A 19,619-nucleotide genomic window follows, 5' to 3' on the forward strand; every position below is an offset into this window, starting at 1 on the left:
CGCAGCGGCCATGGCCGGGGCTGCCGGTCACGCTGCCTGGCGCAGCACGCGCCGGTACTGCACCGCCTCGGCCACGTGCGCGGGCCCGACGGATGCCTCGCCCGCCAGGTCGGCGATGGTGCGGGCCACCTTGAGCGTGCGGTGGGTGCTGCGCGCCGACCACCCCAGCCGGGCGGCGGCCGATTGCAGGAACCGGGCGGCATCGTCCTGCAGGCTGGCCTGCACATCGATCTCGCGCCCCTGCAGGGCCTGGTTGGGCTTGCCCTGCCGGGCCAGGGCGCGCCCGCGCGCGGCGGCGACGCGCTCGCGCACGCTGGCCGATGGTTCGCCGGGCGCGGCGGCCAGCAGCTGGTCAGGGGGAAGGGCGGGCACCTCCACATGCAGGTCGATGCGGTCCAGCAGCGGGCCGCTCAGCTTGCCCTGGTAGCGGTCGATCTGGTCGGGCGTGCAGCGGCAGGCGCGCTGGCCGGAGCCCAGGTAGCCGCAGGGGCAGGGGTTCATCGCCGCGACGAGCTGGAAGCGCGCCGGGAAATCCGCACGGCGTGCGGCCCGTGCGATCGTGATGCGGCCCGTCTCCAGCGGCTCGCGCAGCGCTTCCAGGGCGCTGCGGGCGTATTCGGGGAATTCGTCCAGGAAGAGCACTCCGTGGTGGGCGATCGATATCTCTCCGGGGCGCGGTGGTGAACCGCCTCCCACCAGGGCCACTGCACTGCAGGAGTGGTGTGGCGCAGCCGTCGGCCGGGCTCCCCATGCGGTCGGCGTGAAGCGCCCGGCCAGGCTGGCCACCGCGGCGCTTTCCAGCGCCTCGTCCACCGACATCGCCGGCAGCAGGCCCGCGAACCGGTGTGCCAGCATCGACTTGCCCGAACCCGGCGGGCCCACCATGAGCAGGCCATGGCCGCCTGCGGCGGCGATCTCCAGCGCGCGCCGGGCGGCGGCCTGGCCCTTCACGTCGGCAAGGTCGTCGGCGGGCGCCGCGGCCATCGGCGGCATGCCCTCCACCCGGCACCAGCCGTCTTCGGTGGCGCTTTCGGTGCCGGGGCCGGCGCTGGCCGCGGCCTGGGGCGGAAGGAACCGCGCCACCACGTCCAGCAGGTGCCGGGCCCGGTATACCTCGGTGCCGGGCACCAGGGCCGCCTCTTCGGCGCTGCCGGGCGGCAGCACCATGCGGGCGCGGCCGCCGGCGGACCGCAGGGCGAGGCTGGTGGCGAGCGCGCCCCGCACCGGGCGGAGTTCGCCGGACAGCGACAGCTCGCCCGCGAACTCATGGCCGGCCAGCAGCGTGCCGTCGATCTGGCCGCTGGCGGCCAGGATGCCCAGGGCGATCGGCAGGTCGAAGCGGCCGGAGTCCTTGGGCAGGTCGGCCGGGGCCAGGTTGACGGTGATCTTCTTGTTGTGGGGGAATTCCAGCCCCGCGTTCTGCAGTGCCGAGCGCACGCGCTCGCGCGCCTCCTTCACTTCCACGTCCGCGAGGCCCACGAGCGTGAAGCTGGGCAGGCCGTTGGCCAGATGCACTTCCACCGTAACGGCCGCGGCCTGCAGGCCCAGCAGCGCGCGGCTCTGCACCAAGGCAAGACTCATGAACTTTTCCCCTCCCCACTTGGGTGCGCTGCCGGGTGCCGGCGCGTCGGGGGCGCATGGTACGCACCATTCGGGTGCGCCATGCTGCAAAACCGTCAGGGTTGTAACCATCCACGACGCAGGGGGACGCCTGGGCGCACCCATTCGGAGCGCCTGGAGCGCTACGGCGGGGGGACATGGCACGGTCCATGCTTTGCGTCTGTCGAACACGCAATCCACCACTGGCTTTTTCCGAAGGAGCCCCCATGACCCGCGTCCTGAAGTCCCTGAGCATCGCCCTCCTGGCCGTCGCCCCCGTCTGGGCCAGTGCCCAGTTGACCGGCAATGTGAGCCTGACCACCAACTACAAGTTCCGTGGACAGGACCAGGACACGAGCAAGGTGAAGGCCGTCAAGCCCGCCATCCAGGGCGGCTTCGACTACACGTTCGGTGAAAGCGGCTTCTACCTGGGCAACTGGAACTCCAGCGTGGACTGGCTGCCCGGCAATTCCATCGAAATGGATTTTTATGGCGGCTATAAATTCAAGGCCGGGGGCATGGACCTGGACGTGGGCGCCCTGACCTATGTGTATCCCGGCAACACCAACGGCAACACGACCGAACTCTATGGTGCCGCCACCTATGGCCCGGTGACGGCCAAGTACTCGCACACGGTCTCCAAGGACTATTTCGGCTGGGCCGGCGCCAAGACCTCCGGCAACCGCGGCCGCAACACCGGCTACCTGAACGTCGCCTTCGCGCAGGAGGTCGCTCCGAACACCACCTTCAAGGCGGCGGTGGGCTACACGCGCTTCGCCAGCGACATCAAGGACCTGGGCGTGCCCAACTATGTGGACTACAGCGTGGGCGGTGCCTACGATTTCGGTTCCGGCCTCTCGCTGTCGGCCGCGGTGGCCGGCGCCAACAAGAAGAACTTCTTCGGGCCGGTGAACAAGAACCGGCTCATCGTCACGCTCACGAAAACCCTTTGACCGACCATACCCACAACGGGGGTCTCGAGGCCCCCACTACGGAGATCCGAACATGAAAATGGTGACAGCCATCATCAAACCCTTCAAGCTCGACGAGGTGCGCGAGGCCCTCTCGGACATCGGCGTGCAGGGCATCACGGTGACCGAGGTCAAGGGCTTCGGGCGCCAGAAAGGCCACACCGAGCTCTACCGCGGTGCCGAGTACGTGGTGGACTTCCTGCCCAAGGTGAAGATCGAGGCCGCCGTCGCGGACGATCTCGTGGAGCGGGTCATCGAGGCGATCGAGGGCGCCGCCCGCACCGGCAAGATCGGTGACGGGAAGATCTTCGTGGGGCACCTGGAGCAGGTCGTCCGCATCCGCACCGGCGAGACCGGCAAGGAAGCCCTCTGACGGCGGCCCGAGCGCACAGCCAACGGATCAACGCATTCCGAGAGACACAACCATGAAAAAACTGCTTGCTTCCTTCCTGCTGGGAATGGGCCTGCTGGCTGCCGGCTCCGCCGCGCTGGCACAGGCCCCTGCCGCCTCCGAGCCGGCCGCCGTCACCGCATCGGCTCCCGATGCCGCCCCCGCGCCGGCCGCTGCTGCAGCACCCGCTGCCGCGCCGGCTGCCGCCGCGGCCTCCGAAGCCGCTCCCGCGGCCCCTGCTCCGAAGCTCGACTCCGGCGACACCGCCTGGATGCTGACCTCCACGCTGCTGGTGATCCTCATGACCATTCCGGGCCTGGCCCTGTTCTACGGCGGCCTCGCCCGCTCCAAGAACATGCTGTCGGTCCTGGTGCAGGTGTTCGTGATCTTCTCGCTGATCTCCGTGCTCTGGGCCATCTACGGCTACAGCCTGGCGTTCGGCGGCGAAGGCACGTTCTTCGGCACGTTCGACAAGATCTTCCTGAAGGGCATCGCGCCGGACACCCTCTCGGCCATGCTGCCAACGATCCCCGAGTACGTGTTCGTGTCGTTCCAGGCCACCTTTGCCGCGATCACCGTCGCGCTGATCGTGGGCTCGTTCGCCGAGCGCATCAAATTCTCTGCCGTGCTGATCTTCTCGGTGCTGTGGTTCACGTTCAGCTACATCCCGATGGCCCACATGGTGTGGGGCGGCGGCCTGCTGGGCAAGGACGGCGCGCTGGACTTCGCCGGCGGCACCGTGGTGCACATCAACGCCGGTATCGCGGGCCTGGTGGGCGCCTACATGGTGGGCAAGCGCATCGGCTTCGGCAAGGAGGCGCTCACGCCCCACAGCCTGACGCTGACCATGGTGGGCGCATCTCTGCTGTGGGTGGGCTGGTTCGGCTTCAACGCCGGCTCCGCCGGTGCCGCCAACGGCGCTGCGGGCCTGGCCTTCGTGAACACCGTGCTCGCCACGGGCGCCGCCACCCTGAGCTGGCTGGCCGGTGAATCCCTGCACAAGGGCAAGGCTTCCATGCTGGGCGCCGCTTCGGGCGCCGTGGCCGGCCTCGTGGCCGTCACGCCGGCCGCCGGTTTCGTGGGCCCGATGGGCGCCATCGTGCTCGGCCTGATCGCCGGCGTGGTCTGCCTCTGGGGCGTGGGTGGCCTCAAGAAGATGCTGGGTGCCGACGACGCGTTCGACGTGTTCGGCGTGCACGGCGTGGGGGGCATCCTGGGCGCCATCCTGACGGGCGTGTTCGCTTCCCAGGGCCTGGGCGGCACGGGTGGCCTGACGCCCGACACGTTCTCGATGGGCGGGCAGGTGTGGATCCAGGTCAAGAGCGTGGTGATCACGCTGGTCTGGTCCGGCGTGGTGGCCTTCATCTCCTACAAGATCGCCGACCTGCTGGTGGGGCTGCGCGTCAGCGAGGAAGCCGAGCGCGAGGGCCTGGACATCACCTCGCATGGCGAAACTGCCTACAACCGCTGAGATTCGGTACACCCCCTGAGCGGCTTTCGCCGCTCCGTGCTGCCGCCGGAGGCAACTGCCCTTCGTGCACGTCCAAGCCTGCGCAGGCAGGCTTGGAGCCGCGGCACTCAGCCCCCGCTCTCGCCGCGTGAGCGCGGCGGGCAGGGGGACGACGCCGGTGGCCTGGCAAAGCCAGTTCCACGGCGTCCGCTGGCGGGGCCTGCTCCGCGGCCACCGGATCGGTCAGGCCGTGCGGAGGAGGAATCAGGGTTTGTGCGCCGTTCCTTTGGATGCTGAAAAAGGGTACGGTGCCAGGTATCTGGACCGGGGCGGCGACTGGTGGCGTCACCCGGGCCGGACGACAACGAACGATCGAGTTGCTCCTTTTGGACATTCGGCCCGCCCGCAAGGCGGGCTTTTTTTTGGCCGTGCGGCGCCATGGCCGAATAATCGGTGCCGGGGCCCGGTAAGGCGGCTGCGGCGGTCGCGCCGCCGAAGGGCTCCCTGACGAAAGAGGACACCGCATGCACCTGGACATGGACTGGCGCACGGGCAGCCTGGAGCCCGACGCGCTCGGCGAGTCGCCGTTCTGGCATCCGCTGGAAACCCGCCTCTACTGGGTCGATATCGCCGGCTGCGCGCTGGCCCGCTGGGAGCCCGACACCGGCCGCATCGACCGGTGGGCCATGCCCAGCGAGCCGGGTTGCATCGCCCCCGCGCGCACCGCGGGGGTGGCCAGCGGCCTGGTGATCGCGCTGCGCGACGGCATCTACCGGGCGCGCGAATGGGGTGGCGCCCTGGTACCGGTGGCCACGCTGCCCTACGACCCGGCGACGCAACGCGCCAACGACGGCAAATGCGACGCCCTGGGCCGTTTCTGGGTGGGAACGCTGCACGAGCCGCCGGCCGGGCAGCCGCGGGAGGCAGTGGGCGCGCTCTACTGCATCGACGGCCGCGGCAGCGCCAGCGCGCCCGTGGTGCGCCGCATGCTGGATGGGGTGATGACCGCCAACGGCCTGGCCTGGTCGCCGGATGGCCGCCGGCTCTACTGGGCCGATACCCCGGCCCACACGGTCAGCGCCTGGGAGTGCGACGCGCACGGCGAACCCCAGGGCAGCCCGCGCGTGTTCCATTCGTTCCCGCCCAAGCCGGCGCAGTGGCGCCCCGGCGATCCCGGCTACGCCGGCCGGCCCGACGGGGCCGTGGTGGATGCCGAGGGCCACTACTGGACGGCCATGTACGAAGGCGGCCGGCTGCTGCGGCTGGCCCCCTCCGGCGAGATCGTGGCCGAGGTGCCGGTGCCCGTCGTGTGCCCCACCATGCCCTGCCTGGGCGGGGTGGGTGGCCGCGAGCTGTTCGCCACCTCGGCCCGCAAGGGGCGCCCCGAGGAGGAAGTCACCCGGCTGCCATGGACGGGCTTCCTGCTGCGCGCCGGCCGGCCGGCGCCGGCGCCGGGCCAGCCGGTGGCATGGTACGAGGAGGCGGCGCTGCCGGTGGGGATGGATTGACCGGCGCCCGGGCGAGCGTGGCCTTACGGAGGCGCCGGCCGGGCCAGGGCCAGTGCGCGTTCGATGTTGGCATGCGCCAGGGCCACGTTGCCTCCCCGGGCCATGCGTACGCAGAAGTCGATCATCTCGCCCAGGTTGCCGTCGATGCCGCAGTGCATGGCACGCAGCGCGTCGAACCCGATCAGGATCAGGGCTGCGCCGTCCTCCAGCCCGGCCAGGCGCCCGGCCCGGTGCACCATGTAGAGACAGGCTGTGACCTGCTCGGGCGTGAGCGCTTCCTCGTCCGGAAACTCCTGCGCCTCCAGCCGGAACCAGCGCCGCGCCACCTGCACGATCCAGCGCTGTGTCTCTTCCAGGGTGGCCTGCTCCATCTGCTCCGGGGTGAATGCCATCACCGTCATGGGCGGACTCCTTCCTGCGGGCCGGCCGTTCCGGCCCAATGGTGCTCCGTCACCCGCAGAGGAACCGTGGCCGGCACCAGACCCCACAGCCCCTTGCGCGCAGGGCCATGGCGGACGGTGCGCGTGCGTGCCGCGTCCCCGCCGCTCACCCAGGTCAGCCCGTCCAGACGGTCGCCCAGGATCCAGCGCAGCTGCCCCTCGGTGCCGATGCGCATGAAGCGGTCGAACACCCGCGCGTCATAGAAGCGGAAGTAGGCCGACTGACCGTCCGGCAGCCGCACCAGGCTGCTTTTCTTGAGCTGGATGCGCGTGGCCTCCACGCCGGCCGTGCCACGCACGACCATGCTCCAGGCCCCGCCCCAGGCATAGGGCACGAGCCGCTCCAGATGCGGCGCCAGCGCGGCCATCGGCACCAGGTAGGGCGCCACGCGCGCCAGCGTGAGCGCCTTCACGCCGGAAAACAGGCAGTGGTGTTCGATGTTCGCCTGCCGCATTTGCTGCACCAGAGAGTGGTCGCGGGCGGAGTCGATCAAGGCGTAAAGGTTGGCAGCGTCGCTGCGCAGGTGGGCGATGAAGCGCGGGAGACTGGGAGAGGCCATGGCTGGGTGTGATTCGGTCAGCGGGCAGCAGCGCGCTGCCGGGGCTCTGCCGGACGTACGCTGCGGCAGAAGATTTCGCATTCATCGCCGTTTTCCGTGTCGCGGGGCGGAGGCGCCATGTACACGGCGATGTCGCTGGAGAGTTGGATCAAGACCAGTTCCGTGCCAATGGTGCAGCAGTATTCGATGAGCTGATACCCCACGGATTCACCCCATCTCTGCCAAAAACCTCTGGAGTTCGCGGCGGCAGCAAGAGACATATGGCCATAATGGTTTCCGAGTTGCACTTCATCTGAGTAGTAGTAATCGCCTTCAGCGATTTCCCACTTGTTTTCTTTATAGGTGAAGGCCCCGGCCGTCTTCTTGTCTTTGTTGAAGTTTGTCTTGACCACCAGAATCTTACTGGCTGGCCCGTCCATGGGGCGCCACTCGCATTCATTTTTCTCCGAGTCTGGGTAGCGGATGTCTCCCTTTCTGCAGAACCCCTCGAAGGCAGGGTGTTTGGCGTATTCCACTTGGAATTCACATTCTTCGATCCCATCCGTGTTGACGGTTCTTTGGGGTGCTGTGATTTTCAGATGGCGGGGAAGGTTGAAGGTGATGCCGCAGGAAGTGACTTGTCTTGGTTCTTTGGTTGTTTTTGGCCGGCTGGGCTCGGCGTTAGCGGTTTGCATTGCAAGGAATCCAATGAGTGAAATGGCTTTCACATAGCAAGTCGCAAGGTTGTGGTTGGAGGTGAAGTTCATTCGTTTCCCCTTGCAGTGATATTGAAATAATTAGTCGGACTTTGGCAAGGTCAGGCCGGATGGTGCAGGAATTTTCCTGAGCACCGTGGCGTATTCGAGGCTTTCATATCGTGTTTCTCCTTTTTCTGGCCTGTTTTCCTGGCTGAATAGCATGAGATATATTTCTTTTTTGTCGCGAGAAATAGATATGGTATCCAGCGCGGTCGGCATGATGGCTTCGGGCGAGACATCAAATAAATAGGGCTCCACTTTGGGCCATCTTTTTGCTAATTCATTACTATAATCTATATTCAAAATTATCATTCTTTGTTGGGCCGGCATTCCCCTTTCCCTGTATAGATCGCAAAAACTTTTCCACCCTTCGCCGTTTTCCCTTATGGCACAGTAGTCATCGCCGAACGGTGGGAATATCGTATAGATAAAACCCTCGCCCGATGGGCCGTTGGGCATGCCGTCTGGTCCCTTGAAGATCACGGTAGATATTCCAGTGGGCTGTATGTGAATTATTTTTCCAATCGGGAGATAAGCTTTGTTGTGTTTGTATATGCCGGGCCAATCAAGGGGGAGAGGCCGATTCATGTCAGCCTCGTGCCTGACCACTTGCCACCAGCCAGAGATTTCCATAATTGGTCTCTTAAATCGCTTGCGCGAGGGTTGGGCAATGTTGGGTGCGCTGGGAAATGCGGCCTGCGGGCTAATTAGAGATATAAGAAGAATGGTGAATATTTTTATCCAGAACGGTATTTTGATGGATGGATACGTATGCTTGTTGATCAATGGTTATCTCGAAATAATGGCAAGTCGCAAGGTTGTCGTTGGAAATGAAGTGCATTGGTTTCCCCTCGCTGTGATATTGAAATAATCAGTCGGACCTTGGTAAGGTTAAGCCGGATGGTGCGGGAATCCTCCTCAATATTGTTGCATATTCGAAGCCTTCGTATTCCTTTTCTCCATTTTTCGGTCTGTTTTCTGGGCGGAGCAGCATCAGGTAGAGTTCTTTTTTATCCCGAGAAATTGATATGGAATCCAGTGCGGTCGGCATGATGGCTTCAGGCACGACATCAAATAAATAAGGTTCCACTTTGGGCCATTTTCTTGCCAATCGATCGTTGAAATCTATATCAAGAATTATCATTCTTTGTTGGACTGGCACTCCCCTTTCTCTGTATATGTCGCAAAACTGTTTCCACCCTTCGCCGTCATCTCTTATGGCACAGTAGTCATCGCCGAACGGTGGAAATATCGTATATATAAAGCCTTCACCCGATGGGCCGTTAGGCATGCCGTCTGGCCCCTTGAGGATCATGGTGGATATTCCAGTGGGCTGTATGTGAATTATTTTGCCAACCGGGAGATAGGCTTTGTTGTGTTTGTATATGCCGGGCCAGTCAGGGGGGAGAGGCCGGTTCATGCCAGCCTCGTGCCTGACAACTTTCCACCAGCCAGAGATTTCCATGACTGGCCTCTTAAATCGCTTGCGCGAGGGTTGGGCGATGTCGGACGCACTGGGAAATGCGTTTTGTAAGCCGATAAGCGACAAGAGGGAAATCATGAATAATCTTTTTGGGTAGGAGGTTTGTTTCATGAAATATATCTAATCTATTGGTCGCCGGAATTTTTTGCAGGCATGGATGCATATAAGTAGTCACGTTCTCGCCTGCTGCTAGGTATTTTTTCCCGATCGCCTTCCAAAATTGCCTGCTTCATTTTTGGATGGATGCCCCAAGTTTGGTAGACATTGGAGAGTAAGGCAGTCTGTTGTTCAGTTGTCAAATCTATAAATCTTGGGGAGCCTTCTGGATTCTTTTTCTCAAAGAGTTCTATTGCTCTTCTGGTGGCTTCTTCGCCAGCACGTAGATTCAATAAATCAGCTTCTTTCTGTGTGATTTCCAAAGAGTTTTTTCGGGCAAGCGCGCATGCTTCTCCACCTATCTTGCCAAAATATGGTTTTATTTTCTCGGATAATTTGTCAAAATCTTCCTCTGCAATAATGTTATTTCTTTTGTTGAATTTCTCCAATTCTTTTTTATATACATTATAATCTTGACCTCCGAAATCTATCCCTTTGGCAATTGTCACGCCGGCGTTGTTTGGGTCTCCGTTTTTCATTTTTCCTTGCAGTCTAGTGTTCCCCTCTCTTTTCGTCATCGAAGGTCCGCCATCAGGTTCGTTGACCGGCCACCACGGTACATAGGATTTAAGATAGACGCCTTCCCATTTGGCGATTGGCGCCAGGTCTATTTTTGTTCCTAGAGATGCGTTTATGATTTTTGCAATCTCCAGATTGAGTGCCCCTTTTCTTGTTTCATCTGCTGGCAGACAGGGAATATTCCCCGTGAGACATTTCCGTTTCAGCTTCCCCTCCTTCTCCTTGATCTCCTGATCCAGCCTCCGCGCCTCTTCCGCATACCCCTCCGCCTTGCGGTCCAATTTCTGTCGTTCCTTTTTTAACCCGGGCAATTCCGCCTTGGCCTTCTCCTGTTCCTGGCGGCATTCCTCGGCCGTCTTGCGCAGCGCACGTTCGCGCGAGAGGGCGTCCTTGTCGTAGTCGGGAAGGTCTTCTTCCTTGAGTGCCATGGGTTTCAGAGTCTTTCGGTGTCGATGGAATGGGGCCGGGCGGGCTCGGGCCGCGCGACGGCTTCACGTCACGGTCCATGCGCCGGCACGACGAAGGCTGCGCCCTCGTCGGCGGCGGCCTGCATGCAGGCTTCGTCCTTGTCGCGGCCGATGCGCACCGTGGGGCAGCCCTGGGCGATCACGCCGTGGCAGGCGACTTCATCGCCGACGCGGGCGGCGGGGCGCCCGGCCAGCCGCACGGAGGGCTCGCCTTCGGTGATGGGTTCGATGCCTCTGTTGTGGCGCACCCGGTCGCCCATGCGGGCGGCGGGTTGCCCCCCGATGCGGACGGTGGGGGCGCCTTCCAGGATGGGGCCGGCGCCGCGCTGGTGGGCGACGTCGTCGTGCATGCGGGCAGCGGGTTGGGCCATGGCGGGTCGATCGCTTTTTCTGTCGGTATCTGGGTGCGGGGTCGGTCAGGGCTTGGCGCTCCAGCCCGGCGTTTTGCCCATGGCCGCAGGGCCGGCGGAACCGGCAGGGGCGCTGGCCACCCTGCCGCCACTGCCACCCGCCCCGCCCAGGCCGGCGATGCCTCCGGCCAGCCCGGCCAACCCGGCGATCGCGCCCAGGTCGCCGTTCTTCAGGGCCTTGGCGGTGTCGAGCAGTCCCTTGGCCTGCTGGAGTGCGCCGAGGGCGCTTTGCAGGCCCGCGGCGCCGCCGCCCATGGCGGCGCTCGCGGCGGACTCCGCCTGGCTCTCCGCGGTGTCGGCGGCCTGTTGCGCGGCGTCGCCGGGTGCATCGCTGGCGGGCGGAGGCGTTTCGGGCGCGGGCTGGCTGCTGCCGCAGTTGAGGTCGATGAGCCCGGCGTCCGCGTTGATCGCGGCGCTGGCCTGCATTTCGATGTGCGTTCCCTGCAGGTAGATGCCGCCGTCGCTGCGCAGCACGATCTTCGCCGCGCCGCAGGCCAGTTCCAGGTGCTCGCCGGCCTGGGCGAAGAGCACCTTGCCGGCGCGGGTTTCCTGGCGCTCGCCCACGTTCACTGTCTGGGTGCGGCCGACCTGCAGGTTCCAGGCCTTGCCGATGTCCTGGGTGTAGGTGTCACCCACGTCGAGGCGCTTGGTCCTGCCCACCTGGGTGCTCTGCTGCAGGCCGACCAGCGTGTTCATCGCCACGCCCACGTTGAGGCTGTAGCCCAGGCCGACGTTGTCCATGCGCGCCATGCCCACGTTCTGCAGCGACATCCGGCCGATGGTTTCGGTCTTGGTCTTGCCCACGCGCAGGGACCAGTTCCTGCCGATCCGGTCTTTCTCGTTGTTGCCGATGGTCTTGGCCCGGTTGGCGCCAATGGAGACCTGCTCGTTGCGGCCGACGTCCTCCATGCGGTCCACGCCGATCGATACCGTTTCGTCCAGATCGACCCGTTCGCGGCGGTTGCGGTGGATGGTGATGGATTCGTCCCGGTCCACCGTTTCGGTGCGGTTGGAGTGAATGGTGATGGTCTCGTCGCCATCCACTTCCTCGGTGCGCCAGCCGTGCACCGTGATCTTCTCGTTGCGGTCCACCGTCTCGGTGCGGTCCCGGTGGATGGTGTTCGTCTCGTCCCGGTCGATCGTCTTGGCCCGGTCATTGCCGACCCAGTGCGCTTCATCGTTCTCGACCTCGATGAGCTGGTCCTTCTGCGCATGCAGCCATAGCTGCTCCGCGCCCTTCCTGTCCTCGAAGCGGATCGCGTTGGCATCGCCGGCGCCGTTCTTCATGCCGTCGCCGGTCGCGCCGCCCTTGCTCGATCGTGTCTTGATACCGGACTGCGTGGCATTGCCCGGTAGTGCCCAGGGTGGCATGTTCGCCGCGTTGTAGACGCTGCCTATGACGATCGGATAGTCCGGATCGCCGTTCACGAAATCGATCACCACTTCGTGCCCTATGCGGGGGATGGATACTGCCCCGAAGCCTGAGCCGGCCCAACTGGTCGCCACGCGCACCCAGCAGCTGGAATGCTCGTCCATCGCACCCAGCCGGTCCCAGTGGAACTGCACCTTGATGCGGCCGTATTCGTCGGTCCAGATTTCCTCTCCTGCCGGCCCCACGACCACGGCGGTCTGCGGGCCTGTCGTGCGTGGCTTGGGTGTTTTTCTTGCCGGGGTATAGGGCAGGCTCGTGGGCTGGGCCGTGAGGCTGAATTTCTGGAAGGAGCCCTGCTCTTCGTTGCTCTTGAGCGCTTCTCCCGGCTTGGCGCTGTTGACCGAGGACGTGCCCGGGTTCTCGTGCAGGTGGTAGGTGACGCCGGTGATGAGGTACTGGCGGTTCTGGTCACCGCGCGGGTAGTTTTCCAGCGTGAAGGTATAGCCAGGTGCGATGCTGCGGTGGCGGGACTCGCCCTTGACGGTGCTGTGGCCCGTCAGCCCTTCCTGCAGGCGCACGCGGGCGTACTGCTCGCCGTCGCCGTGCTGCACGTAGCCACCCGGCCATTCGTAGATCTCGTAAGCATCGTGCGCGTGGCCCGGCGGCTGCTGGCGCATGTTGGAGAGGTCCGACCTCGGCTTCTTGAAGTCGTAGTCGTCGTTGTAGTACCGGCCCGACTTGATTTCCTCGCTGAGCACCCAGGCATGGATATTCTCTCGGTCGGCCGTGGCCGACTTCTCCGGCGGGTGGAACGGAATGGTTGCCGCGCCCGGCAAGGGTTCGTGGCAACCTACGATGTCGTCGGCGATCACCAGGGTGTGCTGGCCGCTCGCGTGCTGGAAGTAGTAGTAAGCGCCCTCATGCTCGAGCAGCCGCGAGACGAAGTCGAAGTCGCTCTCGCCGTATTGCACGCAGTAGTCCCAGCTGCGATAAGCCCGCGTGAGCTTGAACTGCATCGGGTAGCCGTACCGGCCCAGCACCTCCTGGACGATCTGCGGAACGGTCTTGAACTGGAAGATTCTGAAATCCTGCCGCCGCGTGGCCACCCACAGCCAGGGCTGCAGGCGCAGGTGGTACGAATAGAAGCGGTGGTCCTGCCCTTGCATGCCGAAGCGGGTGACCAGTCCATCGAGGTATCGGCGCCCGCCGCCCTGCGTTTCGATCTCCACCGTCGCCGTTTTGCCGAGCAGTGCCTTGGGATCGATGTTCCGGCTCTCCGAGCGCAGGTCGATGTCGAAGGAGAAAAGCTGGCTCAGCTCCTCGCTGCCCCGCAGCTGCCGGAACTGCAGTTGCTCTCCCAGGGGCGTCCGGATGGTGACGCGGCGTGTCATTGTGATCGGGTTCAGCCCTTGCGGCCGAACGGTAGAGTTCAAAACGGGCGCGATGATAGGAAGCGCTTCCAGGGCAGGGAAGGGCTTCCCGAAATTTGTTTTGTGTCCGAATGTCGGACGTTATGGCGGTGCAAATAAGCCGTTATGCGAGGGTGCCGGCATGGGCCTTTTCGTGCCTCTCCAGGCTTCACGCGCCGCATTCAAAAAATTCACGCCGGCGCCAGGCGCCCCGGCCCGGGGCTGCCGCTACGATGCAGCCATGGATTCCGCCCTTCGCCAGATCATCGAACGCGTGCGCGACAGTGCGCGCGCAGGCCGTCCCTTGCGCATCCGGGGGGGCGGCACCAAGGATTTCCATGGCGGCATGCCGCTGGACGGCGAACTGCTCGACACGCGTGCCTGCACGGGCGTGGTGGACTATGAGCCGAGCGAGCTGGTGGTGACGGTGCGCGCCGGCACCCCCCTCGCCGAGCTGGAGGCACTGCTGGCCAGCCGGGGGCAGTGCCTGCCGTTCGAGCCGCCGCATTTCGGCGAGGGCGCCACCGTGGGGGGCATGGTCGCGGCAGGGCTGTCGGGCCCGGCCCGCGCGAGCACCGGGGCCGTGCGCGATTTCGTGCTCGGAGCGGAGATCGTCAACGGCCGCGCCGAATGCCTGCGCTTTGGCGGGCAGGTCATGAAGAACGTGGCGGGCTACGACGTGTCGCGGCTGATGGCCGGGGCCTGGGGCACGCTGGGCGTCGTGACCGAAGTGAGCCTCAAGGTGCTGCCCGTGCCGCCCGCGGAGGCCACGCTGTGCTTCGAGCTGCCTCAGGTCGAGGCGCTGCGGCGGCTGCAGGAATGGGGTGGCCAGCCGCTGCCGTTGAATGCCAGCCGCTGGGAGGCCGGCCTGTCCGGCGCCGCGGGCGGCGTGCTGCACTTGCGGCTGCGGGGTGCCGTGGCGGCCGTGGAGTCCGCCTGCCGCGCCCTGGGCGGGCAGCTGCAATCGCCGCAGGAGGCGGCCGCGCAGTGGGGCGCCTGCCGCGAACAGGCGCTGCCGTGGTTCGCCGGCCGGCCCGCGGGCGCCGCGCTCTGGCGCCTGTCGGTGCCGCAGTCGGCCCCGGCCCTGGCGCTGCCTGCCGGTGCATCCGGCCCGCTGGTCGAATGGCACGGCGGGCTGCGCTGGGTGCAGGCGCCGCCAGCCCTGGGGCCTGCGCTGCAGGAGGCCGCGCGTGCCGTCGGCGGTGCTGCCACGCTGTTCCGCGCCCCGGCGGAATCTCCCGAGCCGGCGGCCGGTGCCGCGCCGGCGCAGCCCGCGGACGCGGCCCTGCAGCGCATCCATGACCGGCTGCGTGCGGCCTTCGATCCCGAGGGCATCTTCAATCCCGGACGGCGGGTGGCGGGGTAGGCGAGGGCATGCGCCTCCTGAGGCACCTCATGGGGCGGCACCGCACGCCGTCCACCAACCGGCTGCTGGGGCTGCTGCTGGCGTTCAACGCGGGTGCGGTGAACGCGGGCGGCTTCCTCGTCGTGCACAGCTACACCTCGCACATGACGGGGTTCCTGTCCACCGTGGCCGACAACCTCGTGCTGGGCAACATGGCCCTGGTGCTGGCCGCCGTGGGCACGCTATGGGCGTTCATGTCGGGAGCGGGCACCACCGCGATCATGGTGAACTGGGCGCGCCACCACCGGCTGCGCAGCGGGTTCGCGCTGCCGCTGCTCCTGGAGGCCGTGCTGATGCTGCTGTTCGGGCTCATGGGCGCGATCACCCTGGGCTGGCCCACCCCGTTCTCGGTGCCGCTCACGGTGCTGCTGCTGGCCTTCCTCATGGGGCTGCAGAACGCGGTGGTGACCAAGATGTCTTCCGCCCAGATCCGCACCACGCACATGACGGGCGTGGCCACCGACCTGGGCATCGAGATGGGCAAGATGCTCTACTGGAACCGGCGCGGCACGCCGCCGGAAGCGCACGTGCATTCCAACCGCGCCCGGCTGGTGCTGTTCGCGAGCCTGCTGGGCATGTTCACGGCCGGCGGCATCGTGGGCGCGGCCGGCTTCAAGCACGTGGGCTTCGTCTGGGTGGTGCCGCTGGCGGCGGTGCTGCTGGGGCTCGCGCTGCCGCCGCTCGCCTCGGATTTCGGGCACCTGGCCGCGCTGTGGCGCGCGCGCCGCCATCGCCCTTGAGCGCCCTGCGGGCCGACACCACGACCTTCCCACGACAACGATCACCATGCAAACCCGACTCGCCCCCGAATTCCAGGACACGCCCGAAGGCCGCGAGGCCGAGGGCATCCTGCGCAAGTGCGTGCACTGCGGCTTCTGCACCGCCACGTGCCCGACCTACCAGTTGCTCGGCGACGAGCTGGACGGGCCGCGCGGGCGCATCTACCTCATCAAGCAGGTGCTGGAAGGGGAGACACCCACGCGCAAGACGCAACTGCACCTGGACCGCTGCCTGACCTGCCGCAACTGCGAGACGACCTGCCCGAGCGGCGTGCAGTACGGGCGCCTGGTGGATATCGGCCGGCGCATCGTCGAGGACAAGGTGCCGCGGCCGCTGCCCGAGCGCGCGCGCCGCTGGGCATTGAAGGAGGGCCTGCCTTCGCCGCTCTTCAAGCCGGCCCTGAAGGCCGGCCAGGCCGTGCGCGGGCTGCTGCCTGCCACGCTGCGCGCCAAGGTGCCGCGCCCCCAGGAGGCCGGCGCCTGGCCGGTGCGCGAGCACGCGCGCAAGGTGCTCATGCTCGCGGGCTGCGTGCAGCCGGCGATGCTGCCCAATGTGAACCGCGCCACGGCGCGCGTGCTGGACGCCGCGGGCATCCAGACCGTGATCGCCGCCGGCGAGGGCTGCTGTGGCGCGGTGAAGTTCCACCTCAACGACCAGGACGGCGGCCTCGCGCAGATGCGCGCCAACATCGATGCCTGGTGGCCGCACGTGGAGGCGGGCGGCGTGGAGGCGATCGTGCTCAATGCCTCGGGCTGCGGCGCAACGGTCAAGGAGTACGGCCACCTGCTGCGCCACGACCCGGCCTACGCCGCGCGGGCGGAGCGCGTCAGCGCGCTGGCGCGGGACCTGTCCGAGCTGCTGCCGGACATGCTGCCCGCGCTCGCCGAGCGGCTGCAGGGGCGGATCGATCCCCCGCGCGCGCTGCTCGCCTACCACCCACCCTGCACGCTGCAGCACGGCCAGAAACTGCGCGGCGGGGTGGAGGCCCACCTGGCCCGCCTGGGCTTCCGCCTGCGCGTGGCGCGCACGGAGTCGCACCTGTGCTGCGGTTCCGCCGGCACCTACTCGCTGCTGCAGCCGGAGATCGCCGGCCAGTTGCGCGACCGCAAGCTCGGCGCGCTGGACGAGGCCTGCGCGGAGGAGCCGCCCGCGGCCATCCTCTCGGCCAATATCGGCTGCATCACGCACCTGCAGAGCGGCACCCAGGTGCCCGTGCGGCACTGGGTGGAGGTGCTCGACGAGGCCCTGCGGCCGGGCGCCGTCTAGCGCCGCGCAGGGGCCGGGCGCGGCAAACTGGCATGATGGCGGGTTTTACGCCGCGTGGCCATGCCGCGCAGCCGGGCCGCACGCCCTGACCAGACCGCATCCTTGATTGCCATGACCGACAACGCGACCGCAGAAGCAACCCAGAACCCCGTCCCCGCCGCAGCGGGCGACGCGCAGGCCGCGGCAGGCCGCGAAGACGCAATGGACAATGCCGCGCCGGCCGCCACCGGCGATGCTGCCGAGGCCGGCAGCGAAGGCCGCGCCCCCCGCGCCGGCCGCCGTGGAGGCCGGGGCCGCGGAGGCGCCCGCAACCGCTCCGCGGGCGATCCCGCCGCCGCGCCAGGCCCTGCCGCGCCGCAGGCCCAGGGCCCGCGCCGCACCCATCCCGTGCTGGAGCAACTGGCAGGGTTCTATCCGCACCTCTTCGGCGCGCAGTTCCTGCCGCTCAAGCGCGGCATCTTCCAGGACCTGCAGGACGCCCACCCCGGCGCCTTCGAGAAGGACGACCTGAAGGCCGCGCTGGGCATCCATACCCGCTCCACCCGCTACCTGCAGGTGGTGGCCGAGGGCCGCCCGCGGCACGACCTGCAGGGCCAGGCCGTTGAGGCCATGGCGCCCGAGCACGTGCACCACGCGCTGCTGGAGGTCTTTCGCCGCAAGAAGCCGCGCGACGGCGAGGACCTCACCGCCAAGCTGCGCCGCCGCATCGCCCAGGCGTACGAAGCATCGGGCCTCACGCGCGAAGCCTACGACGCGCTGGTGCGTGGCCGCGACGAGCGCGCCAATGCCGTGCTGGACGAAGCCTTCGCCGAAGTCGCCGAGCGCGACGCCAAGGCCGAGGCCCTGCTGCGCGCCTTCGAGGCCAGCGGCAGCACGGTGGAACAGTTCGCCGACATGTACGGCCTGCAGCCGCGGGCGGCCGAGCGGCTGCTGCAGCGTGCGCGCCAGATGCGTGCAGCGCCCGTGGCTGCACCCGCACCAGCGGCCCCGGAAGCTCCGGAGCCCCCGCCGGCCGAGGCCTGAGCCGCCCGGCCAGCATTCGCGCTGCGGCTTTTCAGCGGGGCTGCTGCAGCTCGTCGCGGGTGCAGAGGCGGCTGTTGCTGCCCATGCACCCTGCCGTGATGAGGTACGGCACGTTGGCTGAATGGAGCAGGGAGCCGCGCAGCATGCCATTGGCGTCCACCGTGAAATATCCGCTGCGGTATTCGGTGTTCGTTCCGCCTTCGGAGGCCTGGCAGTTCAGTGAACCGGACGTCGCCAGTCCATTGCCAGCGAGGTCGTAGGTACCCCGGTACTGGCAGTTCTTGTAGGTCCCCATGGCAATGGTGTCCATGCGAAACACGCCGTTGCGTGCGACGAGGTCGATGGCGATCGAATCGCTGGCAGGGTAGGGGGAGCGGTAGCCCTGGCCCGCGAAGGCCTTGTCAAAGCGCGCGGTGTGATCTTCATAGCGGTAGCGCGAGATGCGCCGCGGCGTGTCGCCAGGCAGCGTGATGGTGCCCGTGGTGGGGCTGTTCAGCACCAGTTGCGCGGTCCCCACGCTCGCGGCCTCCTGCCCGGGAGTGACGGCCCCTCCGATCACGGGGCCGTTGCGGAACTCCTTGAGGGGGATCTCGTAGTTGCGTACCTGCACCATGTCCACCGGAGCGGAGCCCTGCAGGAACAGGGAGGAGCCGTCGGCGCGGTATCCGAGGTACGACACGATCAGCGCCCCGCTGCCGGGCAGGTTCTCGATCTGCAGGCTGCGCCCCGGCCGTCCGTTCAGTTCGTCGTCGAAGCTCCACATTCCCGTCTGCAGTGAGAAGCCGCCGTAGAAGTGCGTCGAGCAGGGCGCGGGCGTGCCGGGGTGGACCGCGCCAGTCATCCAGCAGGCGCCTGCCGCGATGACGCTGGCGCCGTCGATCTCCATCTTTCCGGAGAGAAAGCCCTGGCTGTCGAACCGGAGTTGTTCGATCTTGTAGGTGCCCTGCTGCTGCGCGCCGGAGGCATCCGTGCAGACCTTCGTGCCTTGCGAGGCCAGGCTCCCGCCCTGCACCTGGTAGGGGCCTGAATAGGCACAGAGGCTGCCGTCGCTGCTGCTGAGCTGTTCCAGCCGGAGGTTGCTGTCGGACAGCCGCATCCGGTACGTTGCCGTCCGGGGTGACCGGCTCGCCTGGGAATACAGCCCGATCTCGATCTGCCGGTCGAAATCGCGGGACAGTTGCTGGTTGCCATACGTGAAGCGGGAGATGCGCCGCGGCGCCTCGCCCGGCAGCGTCACGGTGCCGGAGGTGGGCGTGTCGAAAGCCAGGCGCAGCGTGCCGACGCTGCCCGCCACCTCGCCGTTGGCGGCTCCCCCGCCGATCACCGGGCCGTTGCGGAACTCGCGCAACTCGCCCGTGAAGTTGTTGTCGTCCTGCGCGCGGTAGCCGCTCGCCTGCAGGAAGAGCGCCGAGCCGTCGGCGCGGTAGCCCAGGTAGGAGACGACCATGCCGCGGCCCAGCTGGGTGTCGATCTGCAAACTGCGGCCGGGCTGGCCGGTGAGTTCGCCATCGAAGGCCCACATGCCGGGCTCGGGCTCTGCCGATGCGGTGCCTTGCGCGAAGGCCGGCGCGGCTCCGGTGGCGGCCAGGGCCGCGAGAAGCGCAGGCACCAGGGCGCTGCGGATGGATGGAATGGCAATTTTCATGATGGCGGTCTCAGAGTGGCTGGTCGAT

At 66.5% G+C, this 19,619-nt stretch carries 18 protein-coding genes; 8 read left to right on the forward strand and 10 right to left on the reverse strand.

What is annotated here, in order from left to right:
* Positions 1-27 precede the first annotated feature (27 nt).
* On the reverse strand, positions 28-1,581 hold the full coding sequence (locus ACAV_RS01395; RefSeq protein WP_013592795.1) for a YifB family Mg chelatase-like AAA ATPase: 1,554 nt from the start codon (positions 1,579-1,581) through the stop codon (positions 28-30).
* A 245-nt stretch (positions 1,582-1,826) separates the two neighbouring features.
* On the opposite strand from ACAV_RS01395, the gene ACAV_RS01400 reads away from it, so the two are divergent.
* The 4 genes from ACAV_RS01400 (at position 1,827) to ACAV_RS01415 (ending at position 5,919) form a co-directional block, all read left to right on the forward strand.
* The gene (locus tag ACAV_RS01400) at positions 1,827-2,552 is read left to right on the forward strand and encodes a TorF family putative porin (RefSeq protein ID WP_013592796.1); all 726 of its coding nucleotides are present in this window, start codon (positions 1,827-1,829) and stop codon (positions 2,550-2,552) included.
* Between the two features lie 52 nt (positions 2,553-2,604).
* Entirely contained in the window at positions 2,605-2,943 is a 339-nt protein-coding gene (glnK, locus tag ACAV_RS01405) for a P-II family nitrogen regulator (RefSeq protein ID WP_011793419.1), read from the forward strand.
* Positions 2,944-2,995: 52 nt separating this feature from the next.
* Entirely contained in the window at positions 2,996-4,432 is a 1,437-nt protein-coding gene (locus tag ACAV_RS01410; RefSeq protein WP_013592797.1) for an ammonium transporter, read from the forward strand.
* Positions 4,433-4,935: 503 nt separating this feature from the next.
* Positions 4,936-5,919 carry an SMP-30/gluconolactonase/LRE family protein gene (locus ACAV_RS01415; RefSeq protein WP_013592798.1) on the forward strand — a complete coding sequence of 328 codons (984 nt, stop codon included), beginning with the start codon at positions 4,936-4,938 and terminating at the stop codon, positions 5,917-5,919.
* 23 nt (positions 5,920-5,942) lie between these two features.
* On the opposite strand, the gene ACAV_RS01420 is transcribed toward ACAV_RS01415, so the two are convergent.
* The 8 genes from ACAV_RS01420 to ACAV_RS01440 form a co-directional block, all read right to left on the reverse strand.
* Positions 5,943-6,320 (reverse strand): hypothetical protein, encoded by a 378-nt coding sequence (locus tag ACAV_RS01420; RefSeq protein WP_013592799.1) that lies wholly within the window; start codon positions 6,318-6,320, stop codon positions 5,943-5,945.
* Positions 6,317-6,919 carry a DUF4123 domain-containing protein gene (locus ACAV_RS01425; RefSeq protein WP_013592800.1) on the reverse strand — a complete coding sequence of 201 codons (603 nt, stop codon included), beginning with the start codon at positions 6,917-6,919 and terminating at the stop codon, positions 6,317-6,319. Before ACAV_RS01425 ends, ACAV_RS01420 begins: the two co-directional genes overlap by 4 nt.
* Positions 6,920-6,936: 17 nt before the next feature.
* Positions 6,937-7,665 carry a hypothetical protein gene (locus tag ACAV_RS01430; RefSeq protein WP_013592801.1) on the reverse strand — a complete coding sequence of 243 codons (729 nt, stop codon included), beginning with the start codon at positions 7,663-7,665 and terminating at the stop codon, positions 6,937-6,939.
* Between the two features lie 30 nt (positions 7,666-7,695).
* Positions 7,696-8,289 (reverse strand): hypothetical protein, encoded by a 594-nt coding sequence (locus ACAV_RS24415; RefSeq protein ID WP_157768706.1) that lies wholly within the window; start codon positions 8,287-8,289, stop codon positions 7,696-7,698.
* Positions 8,290-8,527: 238 nt separating this feature from the next.
* Positions 8,528-9,121 (reverse strand): hypothetical protein, encoded by a 594-nt coding sequence (locus ACAV_RS24420; RefSeq protein WP_157768707.1) that lies wholly within the window; start codon positions 9,119-9,121, stop codon positions 8,528-8,530.
* 143 nt (positions 9,122-9,264) lie between these two features.
* Positions 9,265-10,242, reverse strand: coding sequence for a pesticin C-terminus-like muramidase (locus tag ACAV_RS23945; protein ID WP_013592804.1), 978 nt, complete (start codon positions 10,240-10,242; stop codon positions 9,265-9,267).
* Between the two features lie 68 nt (positions 10,243-10,310).
* Positions 10,311-10,652, reverse strand: a complete 342-nt coding sequence (locus ACAV_RS01435; protein ID WP_013592805.1) for a PAAR domain-containing protein — start codon at positions 10,650-10,652, stop codon at positions 10,311-10,313.
* Between the two features lie 45 nt (positions 10,653-10,697).
* Positions 10,698-13,454 carry a type VI secretion system Vgr family protein gene (locus ACAV_RS01440; RefSeq protein ID WP_013592806.1) on the reverse strand — a complete coding sequence of 919 codons (2,757 nt, stop codon included), beginning with the start codon at positions 13,452-13,454 and terminating at the stop codon, positions 10,698-10,700.
* Between the two features lie 259 nt (positions 13,455-13,713).
* Here ACAV_RS01440 and glcE point away from each other — a divergent pair, with 259 nt between their 5' ends.
* The 4 genes from glcE to ACAV_RS01460 all read left to right on the forward strand — a co-directional run bounded on the left by glcE (position 13,714) and on the right by ACAV_RS01460 (position 17,946).
* Positions 13,714-14,838, forward strand: coding sequence for a glycolate oxidase subunit GlcE (glcE, locus tag ACAV_RS01445; protein ID WP_041828914.1), 1,125 nt, complete (start codon positions 13,714-13,716; stop codon positions 14,836-14,838).
* An 8-nt stretch (positions 14,839-14,846) separates the two neighbouring features.
* On the forward strand, positions 14,847-15,617 hold the full coding sequence (locus ACAV_RS01450) for a YoaK family protein (RefSeq protein WP_026432453.1): 771 nt from the start codon (positions 14,847-14,849) through the stop codon (positions 15,615-15,617).
* Positions 15,618-15,663: 46 nt separating this feature from the next.
* Positions 15,664-16,923, forward strand: a complete 1,260-nt coding sequence (gene glcF, locus ACAV_RS01455) for a glycolate oxidase subunit GlcF (protein WP_013592809.1) — start codon at positions 15,664-15,666, stop codon at positions 16,921-16,923.
* 111 nt (positions 16,924-17,034) lie between these two features.
* A complete protein-coding gene (locus ACAV_RS01460; protein ID WP_013592810.1) occupies positions 17,035-17,946 on the forward strand; it encodes a ProQ/FINO family protein in 912 nt (303 codons plus the stop codon).
* Positions 17,947-17,977: 31 nt separating this feature from the next.
* Here ACAV_RS01460 and ACAV_RS01465 read toward each other — a convergent pair whose 3' ends face one another.
* Complete coding sequence (locus ACAV_RS01465; RefSeq protein ID WP_013592811.1) at positions 17,978-19,591, reverse strand: hypothetical protein; 1,614 nt, start codon at positions 19,589-19,591, stop codon at positions 17,978-17,980.
* Between the last annotated feature and the right edge of the window lie 28 nt (positions 19,592-19,619).

The sequence above is a fragment of the Paracidovorax avenae ATCC 19860 genome, from assembly GCF_000176855.2.
Lineage (GTDB): Bacteria > Pseudomonadota > Gammaproteobacteria > Burkholderiales > Burkholderiaceae_C > Paracidovorax > Paracidovorax avenae.